A 19968-nucleotide genomic window follows, 5' to 3' on the forward strand; every position below is an offset into this window, starting at 1 on the left:
CACTCGACCGGGGTTTCTCACATGCCGCTGCTCGGCCTGCTCGATGGTGTCCTGCCCGACAAAGCCCTCCGCACGTTGATCGACTCCGCCGGTGTCCCCGAGCTGGAGCTGGACGGTCCGCTGGCCGCCCGCCCGCTCGTCGTCGCCGCCCTGTCCACCGCGAGGCCGGTCCTGGCCGTCACGGCCACGGGCAGGGAGGCCGAAGAGCTGACCAACGTGGTCAAGGACCTGATCGGCGCGGACAAGGTCGCGTTCTTCCCCAGCTGGGAGACGTTGCCGCACGAACGGCTGAGTCCGCGCGCGGACACGGTCGGCGCGCGACTGCAGGTGCTCCGCCGGCTCAAGCACCCCGAGGGCAACCCGATCCGGGTCCTCGTCACGACCGTCCGCAGCCTCATCCAGCCGATGGCGCCGGGCCTGGGCGATCTGCGGCCCGTGCACCTCAAGGTGAACGAGGAGCAGGACTTCGCCGAGCTCGTCACGCGGCTCGCCGAGAACGCCTACACGCGCGTCGACATGGTCGAGAAGCGCGGTGAGTACGCCACCCGCGGTGGCATCCTCGACATCTTCCCGCCGACCGCCGAGCACCCGTTCCGCGTCGAGTTCTGGGGCGACGAGGTCAGCGAGATCCGGCCGTTCTCCGTGCAGGACCAGCGGTCGCTGCCGGAGCAGATCACCGAGTTCGTCGCGCCGCCGTGCCGTGAGCTGCTGCTGACCGACGACGTGAAGCGGCGCGCGCAGGACCTCGCGGAAGAGCACCAGTCGGACGCGCACCTCGCGGAGATGCTGGAGAAGATCTCGGGCGGCATCGCGGTCGAGGGCATGGAGGCGCTGATCCCCGCGCTGTGCCCCGGTGAGCTGCAGCTGCTCACCGACGTGGTCGAGCCGGGCACGCACGTGCTGCTCAACGACCCCGAGAAGATCCGGGCGCGGGCGGCCGACCTCGTGCGGACCGGCCAGGAGTTCCTCGAGGCCTCCTGGATGGCGGCCGCCGCCGGTGGCAAGGCGCCGATCGACCTCGGGCGCAGCGCGTACCAGAGCATCGGCGAGATCGCGGACCACGCCAAGGCGGGCGACCGTCCGTGGTGGACGCTCAGCCAGCTGACGACCGACGCACCGGACGTGGTGCACCTCGACGTCAAGCCGGTCGAGGCGTATCAGGGCGATGTCGAGAGGGCGTTCGCGGACCTCAAGGCGCACACCGCCACGGGTGGTGCCGCCGTGCTCGTCGTGCCCGGTGCCGGTACCGCGCAACGGGCCGTGGAGCGGATGCTGGAAGCCGAGATCACGGCCGTCCACGTCGAATCTCTCGACGCCGCACCGAAAGCCGGTGCCGTCACGGTCGTGCGCGGTGCGCTCGAAGACGGCTTCGTGCTCCCGGACCTCGCGCTCGTGGTGCTCACCGAGACCGACCTGACCGGTGGTCGCGGTGGAACGTCCACGAAGGACATGCGCAAGATGCCGTCCAAGCGGCGCAACGCGGTCGACCCGCTCGCGCTCAAGGCCGGCGACTTCGTGGTGCACGAGCAGCACGGCATCGGCAAGTACGTCGAGATGGTCCAGCGCACGGTCGCCGGGGCCACCCGCGAGTACCTGGTGCTGGAGTACGCGTCGTCGAAACGCGGTCAGCCCGGCGACCGGTTGTTCGTCCCGACCGACCAGCTCGACGAGGTCAGCAGGTACGTCGGTGGCGAGCTGCCCACGCTCAACAAGCTGGGCGGCAGCGACTGGAAGAACACGAAGTCCAAGGCGCGCAAGGCGGTCAAGCAGATCGCGGCCGAGCTCGTGCAGCTGTACGCGGCACGGCAGAGCGCCCCCGGTCACGCGTTCGCGAGCGACACGCCGTGGCAGCGCGAGCTGGAGGACGCGTTCGCGTTCACCGAGACGCAGGACCAGATGGCCGCGATCGACGAGGTCAAGGCCGACATGGAACGCGGCGTCCCGATGGACCGCGTCATCTGCGGTGACGTCGGCTACGGCAAGACGGAGATCGCGGTCCGCGCGGCGTTCAAGGCCGTGCAGGACGGCAAGCAGGTCGCCGTGCTCGTGCCGACGACGCTGCTCGCCCAGCAGCACCTCAACACGTTCTCCGAGCGCATGCGGCAGTTCCCGGTGAACATCAAGGGACTCAGCCGGTTCACCGACGCGCAGGAGTCGGAGCAGACCATCGCGGGTCTGGCCGACGGCGAGGTCGACATCGTGATCGGCACGCACCGGCTGCTGCAGAAGACCGTGCGGTACAAGGACCTCGGCCTCGTGATCGTCGACGAGGAGCAGCGGTTCGGCGTGGAGCACAAGGAGCACATCAAGGCCCTGCGGACCCACGTCGACGTGCTGACGATGTCCGCGACGCCGATCCCGCGCACGCTGGAGATGTCGCTCGCGGGCATCCGCGAGATGTCGACGATCCTGACCCCGCCGGAGGAACGGCACCCGATCCTCACCTACGTCGGCGCGTACGACGACAAGCAGGTCGGTGCCGCGATCCGCCGCGAGCTGCTGCGCGACGGCCAGGTCTTCTTCGTGCACAACAGGGTGTCGAGCATCGAGAAGGCCGCGCGCCGGATCCGGGACCTGGTGCCGGAGGCGCGGGTCGTCACCGCGCACGGCCAGATGAACGAGGACAAGCTCGAAAAGATCATCCAGGGCTTCTGGGAACGCGAGTTCGACGTCCTCGTCTGCACCACGATCGTCGAGACCGGCCTCGACATCTCCAACGCCAACACGTTGATCGTCGAGCGCGGCGACCTGCTCGGCCTCGCCCAGCTGCACCAGCTGCGCGGCCGCGTCGGCCGCGGCCGCGAGCGCGGGTACGCGTACTTCCTGTACCCGTCCGAGACCCCGCTGACCGAGACCGCGCACGACCGGCTCGCGACGATCGCGCAGAACACCGAGCTCGGCGCGGGCATGGCGGTCGCGATGAAGGACCTGGAGATCCGCGGCGCCGGCAACATCCTCGGCGCCGAGCAGTCCGGTCACATCGCGGGCGTCGGCTTCGACCTGTACGTGCGGCTCGTCGGCGAGGCCGTCGAGGCGTTCCGCAAGCACGCGGGCGCCGACGGCGGCGTCGAGGAGGAGGAGCTCGCCGAGGTCCGGGTCGACCTCCCCGTCGACGCGCACATCCCGCACGACTACGTGCCCGGCGAACGGCTCCGGCTGGAGGCCTACCGCAAGATCGCGGCCGCCGTGGACGAGCCGGCGCTCAAGGCCGTGTGGGACGAGCTCAAGGACCGCTACGGCACGCCGCCGGAGCCGGTCGAGCGCCTGCTCGGCGTGGCCAGGCTGCGGCACACCTGCCGCCGCCACGGCGTCACCGAGGTGATCGCGATGGGCCAGAACGTGCGGTTCGCGAAGCTGGAGCTGCTCGACTCGCAGCTGGTCAGGCTGCGCAGGCTCTTCCCGAAGGCCGTCTACAAGCAGGCCGTCGGGACCGTCACCGTGCCTAGGCCGACGGAAGGAGCGGCGGGCGGCCGGATGGGTGCACCGCAGCTGCGTGACCAGGAGCTGCTGGACTGGTGCGGTGCGTTCCTCGACTCACTCGCGGGGACTCCCGTGACCCCGGTCACCACGGCGTGAGAAGGTAGATCCTCGTGAGCACTGTTCTGAAGCGTTTCTCGCTGGTCGGTGTTGCCGTGGCACTGCTTGCCACCGGATGCGGCACCGGGCCCGCCAAGGCCAGTTCGGCCGCGATCGTCGGGGGCCAGTCGATCGGTCTGGGGACCGTCCAGGACCGCACGGTGAAGGTGCTCAAGAAGGAGCCCGCCGCCCAGCAGATGCAGGACCAGGGCAAGCTCGACCAGGTCTCGCGGCTGGTGCTGGCCGACGAGATCACGCACAAGATCGCCGAGCACGCGGCGCAGCGCGAGAACATCACGGTCGACGAGACCAAGGTGTACGACGCGGTGCAGGAGAAGGGTGGCCCCGAGGCCGCCGCCAAGCAGAGCGAGCAGGACGAGACCACGATCTACCGTCGCCAGCGCGACGTGCTGGTCATGGGCGAACTCGCGCGCCGCAACCTCTCCACGCTCGAGGTCGTGATCGACTTCTTCCAGGTCAAGGACCCGAAGGAAGCCAAGGAGAAGGCCGCCGAGGTCGTGGCCGACTCCTCGAAGATGGCGAAGTTCGTGCAGGAGGCCCCGCGCACCACGGGCGGCCAGCAGGCGTCGGCGACGAACCAGAAGGTTCGCGTCACGGAGAACCCGTCGCTGGTCCACACGATGCTGTGGGGCGTGAAGCCCGGCACCGTCGTCGCGTTCCCGGCCGACGAGCAGCAGTCCAGCTGGATGGTCGCGCTGGTCAAGCAGCGCAACAAGGTCTCGGCGACGCCGGGCGAGGAGGACCTGGCCGAGCGCATCGACCCGCGTCTGCTCGCCGCGTTCGGCCTGCGGATCGCCCAGTACCTCGCCGCGGACCTGAACGTCGAGGTCAACCCGCGCTACGGCGTGTGGGACCCGACGGACGCGACCGTGGTGGGTTCCGCGGGTGAGCGGGCCGGTTTCGTCGGCGTGGCCGCGACCAAGAACAAGTCTTGATCACCGTCGTAGTCCTCAGCGAGCGGCTCGACGCCGTGTTGCCCGCCGCCGCCCTGCCCGCGTTGCGCTCGGCGAAGGCCGTCTACGCGGGCGAGGGCGTGCCGCTGGAGTTCTGGTCGTCGCTCGGCGTCGACGGGCCCGCGCCCGCCGTCGTCGAGGACGGTGCCGTCGTGATCACGACCGAAGCTTCCGCGTACCCGGACGCCCAGGTGATCACCACTCCCGAGCCGATGGGCGCCGCGCTGCTCGACGCGGCCGCCGTGATGCACCGGCTGCGTTCGCCCGGCGGATGCCCGTGGGACGCGGAGCAGGACCACCTGTCGTTGCGCCAGTACCTGCTCGAGGAGACCTTCGAGCTGCTGGAGGCGATCGAGGACGGCGACCGCGCGGCGATGCGCGAGGAGCTGGGCGACGTCCTGCTCCAGGTGCTGTTCCACGCTCGGGTCGCCGCCGAGGACCCCGCAGATCCGTTCGACGTCGACGCGGTCGCGTCCGAACTGGTCGCCAAGCTCGTCGGACGCCACCCGCACGTCTTCGAGGGCCACGACCCTGCGGTGCACGACGCGACCTCGCAGCAGCACCGGTGGGAGGAGCTCAAGCAGGTCGAGAAGCGGCGCGAGTCCAGTGTGGACGGTGTCGCGCTCGGTCAGCCCGCGGTCGCGTTGGCGTCGAAACTGGTGCAGCGCACCAAACGCGCGGGCTTCCCCGTCGACCTGCTGCCGGAGGGCGACGACACGGGCACGACGTTGTTCGCCGTGACGGCGCTCGCGAAGCTCGCCGGCGAGGATCCGGAGACGGAGCTGCGCCAGGTGTGCCGCCGTTTCGCCGCGAACGTTCGCGAGGCGGAGGCCAAGGCCAGGGCCGAAGGTGTGGATTCTCTTGCAGCTGAAGACTGGCGACGTTTTTGGCCCTCCTGAAACGATGAACGTGGGCTAACGTCGATCTCGTGACTTACCTGCGGTATCCGCACTTGCGCGGTGACTTGGTGACGTTCGTGGCCGAGGACGACGTGTGGCTCGCCCCCGTCGACGGAGGAAGGGCCTGGCGCGCATCAGCCGACCAGGTACCCGCCCGCTCGCCGCGATTCTCCCCTGACGGCACACATCTGGCGTGGGCCAGCACGATCGACGGTGCCCCCGAGGTGCGGGTGGCGCCTGTGGACGGTGGTCCCGCGCGCCGGTTGACGCACTGGGGTGTGAGCCGCACGGCCGTGTCCGGGTGGACGCCGGACGGGCGAGTGCTCGCCGTGTCGAGCACAGGGCAGATGTCGCGCGACCGCAAGCAGGCGCACGCGGTTCCGCTGGATGGCGGACCGTCGGAGGTGCTGCCGTTCGGCTGGGTCAACGACGTCTCGTTCGGACCGGACGGCCAGGTCGTCACGTCGTCGAGCTACATGCAGGAACCCTCGTACTGGAAGCGTTACCGCGGCGGCACCGCGGGCAAGCTGTGGGTGGATCTCGACGGGGACGGCGAGTTCTCGCGGATTCTCGGCGACCTGAAGTCGTCGCTGGTGAACCCGATGTGGGTGGACGGCCGGATCGCGTTCCTGTCCGACCACGAGGGCGTCGGCAGCGTGTACTCGGTGCTGCCGGACGGCACTGACCTGCGCCGCCACACCGCGGGGGAGTTCTACGCGCGCAACGCTTCCAGCGACGGCTCGCGGGTGATCTTCCACCAGGCCGGCGAGCTGTGGCTGCTGGAAGGCCTGTCGGACCTGCGCAAGCTCGACATCAGGCTCGGCGGTCCGCGCACCGGCCTGCAACCGCGGCACATCAAGGCTTCCGGCAACGTCGAGTCGTTCAGCGTCGACCACACGGGCCGTGCGTCGGCCGTCGAGGTGCGCGGTTCCGTGCACTGGGTGACGCACCGCAACGGCCCCGTGCGGGTGCTGACCGACCGGTCGGACGTGCGCGCGAGGCTGCCGAAGGTGCTCGGCGAGACCGATCACGTGGTGTGGGTGACCGACGTCGAGGGCGAGGAGGCGCTGGAGATCTCGCCCGTCGGTGGCGTCGAGCCGGGCAACACCGCGCGTCGGATCGCGTCTGGTCAGTTGGGCCGTGTCATGTCGTTGGCGGCTTCTCCGGATGGCGCGCGCGTTGCGGTCGCCACGCACGACGGCCGGTTGTTGTTGGTGGACATCGCTTCCGGTGAGGTTCGTCAGGTCGTCTCCGGGGCGAACGCACACGTCACGAACCTCGCGTTCTCGCCGGACTCGTCGTGGCTCGCGTGGTCGCACCCGGGACCGAACCCGTTGCGGCACATCAAGATGGTGAACACCGCCGATCTGTCCGTTGTGGACGTGACGCCGCTGCGGTTCGCCGACTTCGCGCCGTCGTTCACCGAGGACGGCAAGTACCTGGCGTTCCTGTCGATCCGCGCGTTCGACCCGGTGTACGACGCGCACGTGTTCGACCTGTCGTTCCCCACGGGTTGCCGGCCACATCTCGTGCCGCTGGCCGCCACCACGCCGTCGCCGTTCGACCCGATGCGCGGTGGCCGTCCGGTCGGTGACGAGGACAAGGACTCCGACGACGAGGACGAGAAGCCGTCGACCACGAAGGTCGACATCGAGGGCCTGTCCGACCGCGTCGTGCCGGTGCCGGTCGCGGTGGCCGAGTACGTGTCGCTGAAGGCCGCTCGCGGCGGGCTGCTGTGGTTGCGCCGGCCGTTGCTCGGGGTGCTGGGCGACAACCTGGCCTCACCGGAAGCCCGGCCGCCGCGCACGGTGCTGGAGCGCTTCGACTTCTCGAAGCAGAAGACCGAGGTGCTGGCGGACAGCGCGGAAGCGTTTGCGGTGTCCGGCGACGGCAAGCGGATGGTCGTCGAGGACCGCGGTGACCTGCGGGTGGTGCCGTCCGACAGCAAGGCGGACGAGGACTCGGCCGACTGCGTGGAGATCGACCTGGCGCGGGTGCGGGTCGTGGTCGACCCCGCTGCCGAGTGGGCGCAGATGTACGCCGAGAACGGGCGGCTCATGCGCGACAACTTCTGGCGCACCGACATGGGCGGCGTCGACTGGCAGGGGGAGCTGGACCGCTACCGGCCGCTGGTGGACAAGGTCGGCAGCCACGACGAGCTGGTCGACCTGCTGTGGGAGGTCCAGGGCGAGCTCGGTACCTCGCACGCCTACGTCTGGGGCGAGTCGTCGCGCGTGCCCGCGTCCCGTCGTCAGGGCCTGCTCGGCGCCGACCTGGTCCGCTCCGGTTCCGACTGGGTCGTCGAGCGGGTGATCCCCGGCGAGACGTCGGACCCGCGCGCCCGTTCGCCGCTGGCCGCTCCTGGCGTGGCCGTGCGCGCGGGTGACGCCATCGTGGCCGTGGACGGCCGACCGGTCGGTCTGGCCGGACCCGGGGCGTTGCTGATCGGGACCGCGGGCAAGCCCGTGGAGCTGACCGTGCGGCCTTCTGGTGGTGGGGAGCTGCGTCGGGTCGTGGTGGTGCCTCTGGCTGATGAGGAGCCTCTGCGCTACCACGACTGGGTCGCGAACCGTCGCGCGTACACACACAACCTGTCCGGTGGCCGTGTGGGCTACCTGCACGTGCCGGACATGATGGGCGCCGGCTGGGCTCAGCTGCACCGCGACCTGCGCGTGGAACTCGCCCGCGAGGCGCTGGTCCTGGACGTCCGCGAGAACAACGGCGGCCACACCTCTCAGTTGGTGATCGAGAAGCTCGCCCGCAAGGTGATCGGCTGGTCGGTCGCGCGCGGCTTCACGACGTCGGAGTCGTACCCGTCGGACGCGCCCCGCGGCCCGGTCGTGGCGGTGGCCGACGAGTTCGCCGGGTCCGACGGCGACATCGTCAACGTGGCCATCAAGGAGCTGGGCATCGGGCCCGTCGTCGGCGTCCGGACGTGGGGCGGTGTCATCGGCATCGACATGATGTACACGCTGGTCGACGGCACCATGGTCACCCAGCCGAGGTACGCGTCGTGGTTCAAGGGCCACGGTTGGGCCGTGGAGAACTACGGCGTCGACCCGGACATCGAGGTGGTCATGACGCCGTCCGACCGCGTTTCCGGTCGCGACCCGCAGCTGGAGAAGGCCGTTTCGTTGGCTCTGGAAAGCCTTTCATCTTCACCGGCTGCTCACGCTCCGGAGTTGCCGCCGCTGGCTTGAACACCCCATCGTGTGACTAAAGAACTGTGACGCACTGTTCCATGTGGACGATCAACCAAGTGGAACAGTCGTCACCGTTCGGGGGTGTCCTGAGATGAGTCACCGTGAAGAGCCGCGCAGCGGTCGCGGGTGCTTCGGAGCCGTGGTCGTGGTGCCGTTTCTGGCGCTGGGCGGGATGTTCGCGTTGATCGCGCTGACGGGGTCGCCCGACGAGGCGCCGCTGGCTGCGCCGCCGCCGGCTCGGCCCACGTCGCAGTGGTGGACTGAGCCGTTCGAGACCGGGACCACGTTGTCCACCGTCACGGAGACCGTGGTGGTGGAGGGGCAGGCTCGGGAGGTTCGGGCGGCTCGGATGGCCACGCAGACTCGGGTTTCCACCGTTACCGAGACCGTGCGGGTTTCCTCGACGAAGCCTGCGGCTACTGGGCGGAACGAGCCTTTGCCGGAGGAGGAGCCTGAGGAGGGTCCGTCTACTCCGGACAGCACCTCGGTGGTCACCACATCGGCTTCCAGTGTTCCGCCGGCGCCTCCTGTCAGTTCTGCGCCTGCGGATCCTTCTGTGGAGCCGCCGGTCACTTCTACGCCTCGGTCTGAGGAGCCGGTTTCTCCTGCTCCTTCTGTGCCTACTACGCCTTCTGTGCCTCGGGCTGAAGAGCCGGCTCCGCCGTCCGGCGCTGTGCCGCCCTGTGAGCGGTCTGCGCCTGGGGAGTCCTCGGAGGCGTCCGGTGGGGTTTCGGTTGAGATCACGGTGGTCGGGGCTTCCCCTGCTGAGGAATCGTCCACGTCCTCCGCGCCCTTGGCAGGGGTCTGATAGAGGGGGCTGGGGCCCTTTTCCGTCGGGTCCCAGCTTCCTTCAGGGCTTGTGCAGTGCGGGGTTGGGTGTTGTGCCCTTTGGCTGGTTGGTTCGACCTGTGGCTGGCCGAAATCTTTGGGTCGCCTGGCCTGCGGGGCAGCGCAGTTCCTTGCGCTGCCCCGTTTCTGCGCGCGGGTCGTGTGGGCCGTCCCCCTGGTGCGTTGGCGGCTGCCGGTTTGTTGTTCGTAGGTGGGCGCGTTGCGTGCGGGTGTGCCGGTTGCGTTCTGGGAGCTCCGCCCCAGACCCCGCCAATCTGATCAAAGACCGGCCAGCGCCGCGCGCGGGTTGATGGCACGCCTGGTGCTTTGGGCGGCTTGCTGTTGGGTGGGTTGGCCGGTCCGCCGGAACCTTCGTTTAGGGCAAGGACTGCTCGCCTTCGGCCTCGCTTGGGCTCGCCTGCGGCATCGCCTTCGCTACTGCTGGGCGCTTGCCCTTGCGTAGGCGTCTGCTCCGCTGAACACGCTTTGGCCGTACTCCACCGAGTTGTTGTACGCCAACACTGCTGCCCACCAACCCTGGCCTGTGCCCAGGTCTCTTGCTCCTCCTCCGCAGAGGTAACGGGCTGCTGTCAGGGCTGCGTCGTCGATGTTCTGCGGGTCCGCTGGTTGGCCGTCTCCTGCTGCCCGTTTGGCCCACTTGTTCCAGGTGCCCGGGATGAACTGCATCGGGCCCACTGCTCGGTCCCACGTCGTGTCGCCGTCCAGGCGGCCGCCGTCGGTGTCCCGGATCGCCTTGACGCCGGGGGAGCCGTTCAGGGGGATGCCGATGATCGGGCGGCTTGGGAGGCCGTTGTCCTGGAGGCGGGAGCCGTTGATGCTGCCGTGGCGGGATTCGATCCTGCCTATGCCTGCGAGGGTCGCCCAGGAGATGCGGCAGGCCGGGGCCTCTCGTTGCATGGTCAGGTCTGCGCTGGCGTAGGCGTGCAGGGCGCGGAGGGGGATGTCGGTCTTCGAGGCGACTCTCGTTGCCCACTCGCCCAGTGGGTTGGTTTCCGCGCTTGCGGTGTTGCCGGGGGCGGCGGCGTTGCCAGGGGCCGCGGCGCCTGGTTCCACCTCCTGGATCGGTACCAGGAACGGGGGTGGGCCCAAGGGGGCCGCTTCTCTGCGGTTCAGGGCGCCCAGGCCCCAGGCGCCGGCCGCCACCACGACTATCAGCAGCAGCACCAGGACGATGCGGCCGAAGATGTTGCCTGAGCGGTTGCGGCGGACTGGGGGCTCCTTCAGCGGCGTCGGCGGGACCACGCAACCCAGGCTACGTGCTCCGTGTGGGTGCTGACCGGGTGAAGAGTGATGAAACCGGCACTGTTGGCGGCTGGACAATCAGGTGAGGCTTACCTTAAATAAGGCCGACCTAATTGTGGAGGCGTCGGGATGCTGTTTGCCAATGGCTTGATCGGGCTGCGGGAAGGGCTTGAGGCCGCGCTCGTGGTGAGCATCTTGATCGCATTCCTCGTCAAGACGGACCGGCGGTACGCGCTCAAGTGGGTCTGGGTCGGTGTTGCGACGGCTGTGGCACTGTCTGTAGCGGCTGGGGCGATCATCACGTTCAGTGCTGCCGGCATGTCGTTTGAGCAGCAGGAAGCGTTCGGCGGGACGATGTCGATCATTGCGGTCGCGTTCGTCACGGGAATGATCTTCTGGATGCGCAAGGCGGCCAAGACGATTGCCGCCGAGCTGCGCGGCAAAATGGACGAAGCGCTCAAAATCGGACCGCTGGCCATTGTCGTTGTGTCCCTTTTGTCCGTTGGGCGGGAAGGGTTGGAGACGGCCGTCTTCTTCTATTCCAGCGTGCAGGCCGCCGGTGGGGGGACCACCGAGCCGCTCATCGGGTTCCTCGGGGGGATCGCGGTGGCTGTGGTGATCGCTGCGCTGCTGTACCAGGGGGCGATCCGGTTCGATCTTGGCAAGTTCTTCACCGTCACGGGTGTGCTGCTGGTGTTCGTGGCGGCGGGCGTGCTCAGCTACGGGATCCACGACCTGCAGGAGGCCGCGATCCTGCCGGGGCTGAACACGCTGGCGTTCGACATCAGTGACGTCCTGCCAGAGGACTCCTGGTACGGGGCGCTGCTCAAGGGCTTCTTCAACTACTCGCAGCGGACCTCTGTGCTGCAGGCCATCGCGTGGGTCGCCTACGTGGGGGTCGTTCTGTCCCTGTTCCTCATCCGGCCGCGCCGCCGCGCCGCCGTGTCCAACTGATCGATGGAGTAGCAACCGTGCGCAAAGCAGCAGTCATCCTCGGCTCGCTCGCGGTGTTGGCGGCGTGTGGCAACAGCAACACGAACAGCAACGCGAGCGGCAACATCGCCGTCGAGGCCAGCGACGACGCGTGCAAGGTCGCTCGGACCGCTGCGGCGACCGGGCCCGTCACGTTCGAGGTGACCAACAAGGGCACCAAGGTCACCGAGTTCTACCTCTACGCGGAGGGCGACCGGATTCTCGGCGAGGTCGAGAACATCGGGCCCGGGCTCAGCCGCAAGCTGATCGTCGAGGTGACCGAGGCCGGGAAGTTCCAGACCGCGTGCAAGCCCGGCATGAAGGGCGACGGCATCCGCGGCGACTTCACGGTCACCGGTGACAGCAAGAAGTCGACCGACGGCGACGCGATGCTGGCCGAGGCGACCAAGAGCTACCAGCGCTACGTCAACTCGCAGGCCGACCAGCTGCTGGTGAAGACCGAGGAGTTCGTCAACGCCGTCAAGGCCAAGAAGGTCGACGACGCCAAGGCGCTGTTCCCCGTCTCGCGCACGTACTGGGAGCGCATCGAGCCCGTCGCGGAGAGCTTCGGCGACCTCGACCCCAAGATCGACGGTCGTGAGGACGTCATCGCGGAGGGCATGGCGTTCACCGGCTACCACCGCCTGGAGAAGGACCTGTGGGAGTCCGGGCTGCAGGCCGACTCCGAGAAGATCGCGGACCAGCTCCTGACCGACGTCAAGGAGATCGTGTCCAAGGCGAAGAGCGTGGAGCTGACGCCGGTGCAGCTGGCCAACGGTGCCAAGGAGCTGCTCGACGAGGTCGCCACCGGCAAGATCACCGGTGAGGAGGACCGCTACTCGCACACGGACCTGTGGGACTTCCGGGCGAACGTCGACGGTTCGCAGGCCGCGATCGCCGCGCTCCGGCCCGTGGTGGAGCAGAAGGACAAGGCACTCGTGTCCACTTTGGACGCTAAGTTCAAGGCGCTCGACGAGGCGCTGGAGAAGCACCGCAAGGGTGACGGCTTCAAGTCGTACAAGGAGCTGTCGCAGGACGAGATCAAGGCGCTGGCCGAGGCCGTCGACGCGCTGGGCGAGCCGGTCAGCAAGGTCGCGGAAGTGGTGTCGGCCAAGTGACCGGGGTGTCGCGGCGCAGGCTGCTGGGCTACGCGGGCGCCGGTGTGGCGCTCGCCGGGGCGGGTGCCACCGCCGGTGTGCTCGCGAGCAGGGAGTCGCCGGAGGTCGAGAACGTCGCCGCGGCGAAGGTGCCGTTCCGCGGGGAGATCCAGGCGGGCATCACCACGCCCGCGCAGGACCACATGCACTTCGTCGCGCTGGACGTGAAGACGACCAGCCGCGACGAGCTGGTCGACCTGCTCAAGCAGTGGACCGTCGCCGCGGAACGGATGACGGCCGGTCAGGAGGCCGCGGAGAACGGTGCGGTCGGCGGCAACGCCGAGGCGCCGCCGAAGGACACCGGCGAGGCGCTCGACCTGCCGGCGTCCGCGCTGACGATCACGATCGGCTTCGGGCCGTCGCTCTTCGACGACCGGTTCGGGTTGAAGGACAAGCGGCCGGAGGCGTTGATCGACCTGCCGCGCTTCCCGCAGGACGACCTGGATCCCGCGCGCAGCAACGGCGACATCTGCATCCAGGCCTGCGCGAACGACCCGCAGGTCGCCGTGCACGCCGTCCGCAACCTGGTCCGCATCGGCTTCGGCCGGGTCGCGGTGCGCTGGTCGCAGCTCGGGTTCGGCCGCACGTCGTCGACCACGCGCGACCAGGCGACGCCGCGCAACATGTTCGGGTTCAAGGACGGCACGCGCAACATCAAGGCCGAGGACACCGACCTGCTGCGCGACCACGTGTGGGTCACCGAGGGCCCGGAGTGGATCCGCGGCGGCACGTACCTGGTGGCGCGCCGGATCCGCATGCACATCGAGATCTGGGACCGCACGTCGCTGACCGAGCAGGAGCAGATCATCGGCCGCACCAAGGGCGAGGGCGCGCCGCTCGGGCAGCAGAAGGAGTTCGACGAGCCGGACCTGCACGTCCGCGGCGCGGGCGGCGTCCCGTTGATCGGCGAGGTCGCGCACATCCGGCTCGCGTCGCCGGAGTCGTTGAACGGCGTCCGGATCCTGCGCCGCGGCTACAACTTCACCGACGGCTCGGACGGGCTCGGGCACCTCGACGCCGGTCTGTTCTTCCTGGGGTTCAGCCGCGACTCGCGCACGCACTTCGTGCCGATGCAGCAGGCCCTGTCCACAAAGGACGAGATGATGGAGTACGTGGAGCACACCGGTTCCGCGCACTTCGCCATCCCGCCGGGCGTGAAGGAGGGCGGGTTCTGGGGCGAGGGCCTCTTCCGGTGATCAGCCCCCGAGAGCCAGCCGGGCTTTGACCTCGCCGAGCGCTTCCTGGTACTCGGGTGACGGGTTCATCGCGACCGCCATCCGCAACTGGGCGAGCGCCTCGGTGAGGCGCCCCTGGCGTTGCAGGGTCTTGCCGAGCGCGAACCGCGCGTAGTGGTCGCTCGGGTCGAGGTCGAGCACCTTGCGGAACGCCTCTTCAGCCCTGTTGAGCTGCGCGGACCCGAGGTAGGCCCGGCCGGCCAGCAGCTGCACGGACGGCGCCTCCCCGGCTTCGTCCAGCACCTGTTTCAGCTCACGCAGCGCGTCGAGAGGCCTGCGCTGCGCCATCAACGCCTCGGCCTTCCTGAACGCCTCGAAGGTGCCGTCCGTCATTCGATCAACGTTACCCACCACCTGCCGGTTCTTCGACTGCCGTCCGGGCGACAGAACTCGATGGGGTGGCCGTCCCGGTCTGTCGCAGTCCACTCAGGACGAGGCTGCCGCCCACCCCGAGGCCATCCGCCTGACCGCCTCGGTGAGCACCTCCGGCGACGTCGCCAGGTTCATCCGCACGAAGCCCGCCCCACCGGTGCCGAACGGGAGCCCGGAGTTGAGGGCGACCCTGCCCTGCTTGAGGAACGTCCTGGCGGGATCGTCGCCGAGGCCGAGCTCGCGGCAGTCGAGCCAGGCGAGGTAGGTGCCCGGCGCCGGCGTGTAGCGGACGGCGGGGAGGTGCTCGGCCAGCAGTTCGGTGAGCAGCCGCCGGTTGTCGTCCAGGCCGTCCAGCAACCCGTCCAGCCACCCGACACCGTCCCGGAACGCGGCGGTGTGCGCGAGGACGCCGACGTGGCTGGCGCCGTGGCCGACCTCCTCCGGCAGCCGGGCTAGGTCGTCGGCCGCGGCGGGTCCGGCGATGGCCAGCGCGGCCTTGAGCCCGGCGAGGTTCCACGCCTTGGAGGCCGACATCAACGACAGACCGTCGTCCGCGACGCTCAGGTACGGCACGAAGTCCGAGGTCGTGACCGGTGCGTGGATCTCGTCCGCCACGACCCGGATCCCGTGCCGGCGCGCCAGTTCCGCCACCTGCGAGAGCTCGGCGGCGGTGTGCACGGTGCCGGTGGGGTTCTGCGGGTTGCACAGCAGGTACACCGCACCTCGGCCCGCCCGCACGAACGCCTGTTCCAGCGCGGCGAAGTCGATGCGCGAGGCGGCGTCCAGCGGTGCCTCGACGACGGACCGCCCGAGCGACTCGACGAACTGGTAGAAGGGCGGGTAGACCGGGCAGTTGACGACGACCGGCGCGTCCCGGTGGGAGACGAGCCGGAACATCTCGACGACGCCCAGCATCACGTCGGGCACGATCGCCATCCGTTCCACGGCGGGCTCCCAGTCCCAGCGCTTCTTCGCGAACCCGGAGAGCGCCTCGGCGTAGGCGGTTCCCGCGGGATAGCCGGTGTCACCGCGCGCCACGGCGTCGGTGATCGCCCGCGCGACAGGTTCGGCGAGCAGGACGTCCATCTCGGCCACCCACACCGGCAGCACGTCCTCGGGGTAGTACCGCCACTTCATGCTCGTGCGTTGCCTCAGCTGGTCCAGGGTGAGCTGACGTAACGGGTTCATGTGGCAAAAGCTAGGGGAACTCGCGGGCAAGGTGTTTGCGTTCTTTGCTCATGGACGCCGTGGATCGCAAAATTCTTGCGGAGTTGCAGCGCGACGGGCGGATCACCGTCACCGACCTGGCCCAACGCGTGCAACTCAGCATCTCGCGCTGCCAACGCCGGTTGCGCGAGCTGGAACGCGACGGGGTCATCCGCGGCTACCGGGCCGTGGTGGACGCCGCCGCCGTCGGGTTCGGCTTCGAGGCGCTGGTCTTCGCCAAGTTGCGGCTGGACACCATGGCCGACTTCGACCGCGCGCTCGCCGACGTGCCGAACGTCGTGGAGGCCCAGCGCCTGTTCGGCAGCCCCGACTACCTGCTGCGGGTCGTCACCGCGGATCTCGCCTCCTACCAGCGCCTCTACGAGGAAACGCTGGCCAAGCTGCCCGGTGTGCGCGGGCTGACCTCGACGATCGTCATGAAGCAGGTCATCGAGCCGAGGCCGCTGCCGACGAGTCCGTGACGTTCGGGAAGCGGGGAATGACCGTGCGCGTTGTGCTGTTGCATGAGCCTGCGCTTCTCACTGATGGGTCCGGTTCGAGCCTGGCGTGACGACGAGGAGATCGAGCTGGGGCCGCGCCAGCAGCGGGCGGTGCTGGCGGCGTTGCTGCTGAACAACGGCATCCGGCTGAGCAACGAGCAGCTGATCGGCATGGTCTGGGACGACCCGACGCCGAGCGCGGTCATGGCGTTGCGGACGTACATGTACAAGATCCGCAAGACCTTTCCCGAGCTGAACCTGAAGTCCAAGGACGGCGGCTACACCCTGCGCGCGGAGATCGTCGACGACTGCCGCGGCGAACCCTTGGAGGGCCTCCAAGGCGCCTACTTCGAGGCACAACGGCTGCGGCTCGGCCAGCACCGGCTCAAGGCGCGGGAGGACTGGCTCGAACGTGAGCTGGACGTGCTCGAACTGCAGAAGCACGTCGCTGCCAACCCGTTGCGCGAACGGCCGCGCGCACTGCTGATGTACGCCCTCTTCCAGGAGGGCAGGCAGGCCGAGGCGTTGGACCACTTCCACCAGGCGCGCGCTCTGCTGAACGAGGAGCTCGGCCTCGAACCGGGCCCGGAGCTGCGGAAGATCCACGCGCAGATCCTCAAGGGCGACCTGCACCTGCCGCGCCGACCCGAGCAGCTGCCGCCCGACCTCGCCGACTTCACCGGTCGCGCCGCCGAGATCGCGCGGATCCTCGACGTGCTTCCCGGCACGGTCGGCATCACCGGGATGCGCGGCAGCGGCAAGACCTCGCTGGCCACGAGGATCGGTCACCTGGTCAAGCAGCGCTTCCCCGACGGCCGGATCTTCGTGCGCTCCCACGACGTCGCCAACGAGCTGCTGCGGGCGGTCGGTGTGGAGAACCCCAGTGGTGACAAGGCGGCGCTGTGGCGGGAGAAGGCACGCGGCAGGCGGTTCCTGATCATCATCGACGACGTGCAGGACGCGGCGTCGGTGCGGGAGCTCGCCACGCCCGGCTCGGCGCTGGTCCTCACGAGCGTCCGCCGGTTGAACGAACTGCCGGGCGTGACCTGGGTGAAGATCGCCGGGCTGGCCGAGCGGGAGGCGCGCGAGTTCTTCGGCAAGATCCTCGATCCCCGGCGCGTCGACGCGGAACCCGAGCACGCCGAGGTCCTGCTGGACCGCGTCTCCCGGCTGCCGAACCCGATCCGCGTGATCGGCGGCAAGCTCAGCGCCCGTCCGAAGTGGACGATCGAGATGCTGCTGGAGCAGATGGAGCGGGAGAGCAAGCTGGGCCGGGCGGTGCCGTCCGACTGCGCCGCGACACTCGCACCGTTGGTCAAGGCCGAGCAGGAGCTGACCGACGAACAGCGTCACTTGATCATGTGCTTCGCCCGGCGGGACGCCGACGTGATCGACGTCCACGAGGCGGCCGAGATGTCCGGTGCCGACCCCGGCGCGATCGAACTCGTGCTGGAGTCGTTGGCCGACGTCCACCTGATCGAACCCCTCGTGCTCGGCCGGTATCGCCTGCCGCGGTTCGTCCGCCTCTACTTCGGCCTGCGCACACCAGCCCTGACCAGCTGATTCACTCCGCCTTCACGGCTTGATGACGGACCGGCGGAACCGTCTGGAGCCATGGAACTCCAGGGACAACGAGCACTCGTCACCGGCGCGACCTCCGGCATCGGCCGCGCGGTGGCGGCGAAACTGGCCGAGGCCGGCGCGACCGTCATCACCACGGGACGCCGCCCTCTCGGCGGCACCCGGCACGTCGTCGCCGACCTCGGGAACCTCGACGACGTGCGCAGGCTCGCCGACGAGGCCGGTGAGGTGGACGTGCTGGTCAACAACGCGGGCATCTTCCCGTTCGGGCCGACGCTCGAGCAGGACGTCGACACCTACGAGCAGGTCTTCAACGTCAACGTGCGCGGGCCGTACTTCCTCACTGCCGCGTTGCTGCCGAAGATGATCGCGAAGGGGAGCGGCAGCATCATCAACATCTCCTCGGTCACCGCCCGCACGGGCACGCCGATCATGTCGGTCTACGGCGCGTCGAAGGCCGCGCTGGACTCGTTGACGCTGAGCTGGGCGGTGGAGTTCGGTGGCCACGGCATCCGGGTCAACTCCGTCGCGCCCGGCCTCACCCGCACCGAGAAAGTCGAGGAGAATCTCGGCGACGCCATCGAGCACCTCGTGGCGCCGACGCCGCTCGGCCGTGCGGGGGAGCCGGAGGAGATCGCGGAGGCCGTGCTGTTCCTCGCCTCGCCGCGGTCGAGCTTCCTCACCGGCTCGGTCGTGACCGCGGACGGTGGCGCGCTCGCGACCTGACCTGGCCGTATATCCGGAATTTATGTTCTGACGATGCCGCGCGGGCAAGTTCGTGAACATGCGAACTTTGGAGAACCAGAAGGCACTCGTCACCGGTGCCACGTCCGGAATCGGCCGCGCGATCGCGGTGAAGCTCGCCGAGGAGGGCGCGACGGTCTACGTGACCGGCCGTCGCGCCGAGCTCGGCAAGGAGACCGTCGAGCTCATCGAGAAGGCCGGCGGAACGGGCCACTACATCGTCGCGGACGTCGCGAACATCGACGACGTCCGCAAGCTCGCCGAGGAGGTCGGTGAGGTGGACGTGCTGGTCAACAACGCGGGCATCTTCCCGATGTCGCCGACGCCAGAGCAGTCGCTCGACGCCTACGAGCAGGTGTTCGACATCAACGTCCGCGCGGCCTACTTCCTGACGGCTGCTCTGGTACCGGCGATGGTGGCCAAGAAGAAGGGCGCGATCGTCAACGTCTCCTCGGTCGCGGGCCAGATCGGCACGCCCGTCGGCTCCGTCTACAACGCCTCCAAGGCCGCGATGGACGCCCTGACCCGCTCGTGGGCCATCGAGTTCGGCGCGGCGGGCGTGCGCGTGAACTCCGTGGCACCGGGCCCGATCGCCACCGAGGCGGTGGCCTCGATCGACCTGTTCCACGAGATCAGCGCCGCCACCCCGCTCACCCGCGCCGGCCGTCCGGAGGAGATCGCGGAGGCCGTGCTGTTCCTGGCCTCCGACAAGGCCAGCTACATCACCGGCGCGGTGCTCGCGGCCGACGGCGGGTTCGTCGCGACCTGAGCCAGCAGCCCGGTGACGGACGAGGGCGACTCGACGTGCACGTTGTGGCCCGCGCCGGGGAAGATCACCGGCTCGGGCACCAGCTCCTCAAGATGTTCCCGAGGGCTCATCGGGTCGTTCTCGCCTGCTGCCAACGTGATCTGGGCCTTCGACGTCATGATCAGGCCGGGCATGTCCGGCCTGCCGACGCCGAAGGCCTTCATGTCCAGCGCGGGCGTCCAGCCACCGTCCACTGCGGACACGCCGTGCGCGAGTTTCACGCCCGCCATCTTGTTCGCGCGCTCTTCGGCTTCTTCCTTCGTGTCGAAGATCTTGGCCGGTTTGTTCGCGAGCGACGCGGCCTTCTCCAGCTCCTCGTCGGTCCACCGCACCTTGATGCCGACGCCGACGCACGTGGTGACGTCGACCCCGAACCAGCCGCTGGCGAGCGTGAGAGCGATGACGCCGCCCAGCGAGTGGCCGACTACTACGACGGGTTGTTGCGGGATGGACTCTGCAACTGCCGCAGCGATCGAGCCGAACGTGTAGCGGTCGAGTCTTCCGGAGCGTCCGTGGCCGGGGAGGTCGGGCACGAGCCAGCTGCCGTGCCAGTCCTCCACGACGTCGTTCCACACCTCACCGGTCGCGCCCAGGCCGTGCAGGAGCACCAGCAACGGCCCGTTTCCACCACGTTCGACATGAAGCACGTC

General features: G+C 69.1%; 16 protein-coding genes. 11 read left to right on the top strand and 5 right to left on the bottom strand.

Annotation, left to right across the window (positions count from 1 at the left end; all coding sequences use genetic code 11):
* Positions 1–21 precede the first annotated feature (21 nt).
* The 4 genes from mfd to AOM45_RS26440 are packed head-to-tail and all read left to right on the top strand — an operon-like array spanning position 22 to position 8649.
* The gene (mfd, locus tag AOM45_RS26425; protein WP_030467605.1) at positions 22–3576 is read left to right on the top strand and encodes a transcription-repair coupling factor; all 3555 of its coding nucleotides are present in this window, start codon (positions 22–24) and stop codon (positions 3574–3576) included.
* A gap of 14 nt (positions 3577–3590) precedes the next feature.
* Positions 3591–4532, top strand: coding sequence for a hypothetical protein (locus AOM45_RS26430; protein ID WP_051783340.1), 942 nt, complete (start codon positions 3591–3593; stop codon positions 4530–4532).
* A complete protein-coding gene (locus tag AOM45_RS26435) occupies positions 4529–5449 on the top strand; it encodes a nucleoside triphosphate pyrophosphohydrolase (RefSeq protein ID WP_030467603.1) in 921 nt (306 codons plus the stop codon). The genes AOM45_RS26430 and AOM45_RS26435 overlap by 4 nt, the downstream gene beginning before the upstream one ends.
* Before the next feature lie 29 nt (positions 5450–5478).
* Positions 5479–8649: a S41 family peptidase gene (locus tag AOM45_RS26440; RefSeq protein WP_030467602.1), complete on the top strand. Its 3171-nt coding sequence runs from the start codon at positions 5479–5481 to the stop codon at positions 8647–8649.
* 99 nt (positions 8650–8748) lie between these two features.
* Here the strand turns inward: AOM45_RS26440 and AOM45_RS26445 are convergent, their stop codons facing one another.
* Both AOM45_RS26445 and AOM45_RS26450 read right to left on the bottom strand, forming a co-directional pair.
* Positions 8749–8952 carry a hypothetical protein gene (locus tag AOM45_RS26445; protein WP_030467601.1) on the bottom strand — a complete coding sequence of 68 codons (204 nt, stop codon included), beginning with the start codon at positions 8950–8952 and terminating at the stop codon, positions 8749–8751.
* A 963-nt stretch (positions 8953–9915) separates the two neighbouring features.
* Positions 9916–10743, bottom strand: coding sequence for a lytic transglycosylase domain-containing protein (locus tag AOM45_RS26450; protein WP_156093817.1), 828 nt, complete (start codon positions 10741–10743; stop codon positions 9916–9918).
* 129 nt (positions 10744–10872) lie between these two features.
* Between AOM45_RS26450 and efeU the strand changes: the two genes are divergently transcribed.
* From efeU to efeB, 3 genes are read left to right on the top strand one after another with little or no spacing between them, the layout of a single operon-like run.
* Positions 10873–11697, top strand: coding sequence for an iron uptake transporter permease EfeU (gene efeU / locus AOM45_RS26455; protein WP_030467599.1), 825 nt, complete (start codon positions 10873–10875; stop codon positions 11695–11697).
* A gap of 17 nt (positions 11698–11714) precedes the next feature.
* On the top strand, positions 11715–12833 hold the full coding sequence (gene efeO, locus AOM45_RS26460) for an iron uptake system protein EfeO (RefSeq protein ID WP_030467598.1): 1119 nt from the start codon (positions 11715–11717) through the stop codon (positions 12831–12833).
* The gene (efeB, locus tag AOM45_RS26465; protein WP_030467597.1) at positions 12830–14068 is read left to right on the top strand and encodes an iron uptake transporter deferrochelatase/peroxidase subunit; all 1239 of its coding nucleotides are present in this window, start codon (positions 12830–12832) and stop codon (positions 14066–14068) included. Before efeO ends, efeB begins: the two co-directional genes overlap by 4 nt.
* On the opposite strand, the gene AOM45_RS26470 is transcribed toward efeB, so the two are convergent.
* Together AOM45_RS26470 and AOM45_RS26475 are read right to left on the bottom strand one after the other, a co-directional pair.
* Positions 14069–14440 (bottom strand): tetratricopeptide repeat protein, encoded by a 372-nt coding sequence (locus AOM45_RS26470; protein WP_030467596.1) that lies wholly within the window; start codon positions 14438–14440, stop codon positions 14069–14071.
* A 93-nt stretch (positions 14441–14533) separates the two neighbouring features.
* Positions 14534–15667, bottom strand: coding sequence for a MalY/PatB family protein (locus AOM45_RS26475; RefSeq protein ID WP_030467595.1), 1134 nt, complete (start codon positions 15665–15667; stop codon positions 14534–14536).
* Between the two features lie 50 nt (positions 15668–15717).
* Between AOM45_RS26475 and AOM45_RS26480 the strand changes: the two genes are divergently transcribed.
* The 4 genes from AOM45_RS26480 (at position 15718) to AOM45_RS26495 (ending at position 19279) form a co-directional block, all read left to right on the top strand.
* Positions 15718–16167 (top strand): Lrp/AsnC family transcriptional regulator, encoded by a 450-nt coding sequence (locus tag AOM45_RS26480; protein WP_030467594.1) that lies wholly within the window; start codon positions 15718–15720, stop codon positions 16165–16167.
* A gap of 63 nt (positions 16168–16230) precedes the next feature.
* Entirely contained in the window at positions 16231–17748 is a 1518-nt protein-coding gene (locus AOM45_RS26485; protein WP_162185657.1) for an AfsR/SARP family transcriptional regulator, read from the top strand.
* A 51-nt stretch (positions 17749–17799) separates the two neighbouring features.
* Complete coding sequence (locus AOM45_RS26490; protein WP_030467592.1) at positions 17800–18492, top strand: SDR family NAD(P)-dependent oxidoreductase; 693 nt, start codon at positions 17800–17802, stop codon at positions 18490–18492.
* 58 nt (positions 18493–18550) lie between these two features.
* Positions 18551–19279, top strand: coding sequence for an SDR family NAD(P)-dependent oxidoreductase (locus AOM45_RS26495; RefSeq protein WP_030467591.1), 729 nt, complete (start codon positions 18551–18553; stop codon positions 19277–19279).
* Here the strand turns inward: AOM45_RS26495 and AOM45_RS26500 are convergent.
* Positions 19228–19965 (bottom strand): alpha/beta fold hydrolase, encoded by a 738-nt coding sequence (locus AOM45_RS26500; protein WP_035910229.1) that lies wholly within the window; start codon positions 19963–19965, stop codon positions 19228–19230. The genes AOM45_RS26495 and AOM45_RS26500 overlap by 52 nt on opposite strands.
* Positions 19966–19968 lie beyond the last annotated feature (3 nt).

Source organism: Lentzea aerocolonigenes, from assembly GCF_000974445.1.
In the GTDB taxonomy this organism is placed as follows: domain Bacteria; phylum Actinomycetota; class Actinomycetes; order Mycobacteriales; family Pseudonocardiaceae; genus Lentzea; species Lentzea aerocolonigenes.

Coding starts and splice junctions, on each gene's coding strand:
- mfd (WP_030467605.1), top strand. CDS start 22: ATGCCGCTGCTCGGCCTGCTCGATGGTGTCCTGCCCGACAAAGCCCTC.
- efeU (WP_030467599.1), top strand. CDS start 10,873: ATGCTGTTTGCCAATGGCTTGATCGGGCTGCGGGAAGGGCTTGAGGCC.
- AOM45_RS26470 (WP_030467596.1), bottom strand. CDS start 14,440: ATGACGGACGGCACCTTCGAGGCGTTCAGGAAGGCCGAGGCGTTGATG.
- AOM45_RS26475 (WP_030467595.1), bottom strand. CDS start 15,667: ATGAACCCGTTACGTCAGCTCACCCTGGACCAGCTGAGGCAACGCACG.
- AOM45_RS26480 (WP_030467594.1), top strand. CDS start 15,718: ATGGACGCCGTGGATCGCAAAATTCTTGCGGAGTTGCAGCGCGACGGG.
- AOM45_RS26485 (WP_162185657.1), top strand. CDS start 16,231: ATGGGTCCGGTTCGAGCCTGGCGTGACGACGAGGAGATCGAGCTGGGG.
- AOM45_RS26490 (WP_030467592.1), top strand. CDS start 17,800: ATGGAACTCCAGGGACAACGAGCACTCGTCACCGGCGCGACCTCCGGC.
- AOM45_RS26495 (WP_030467591.1), top strand. CDS start 18,551: ATGCGAACTTTGGAGAACCAGAAGGCACTCGTCACCGGTGCCACGTCC.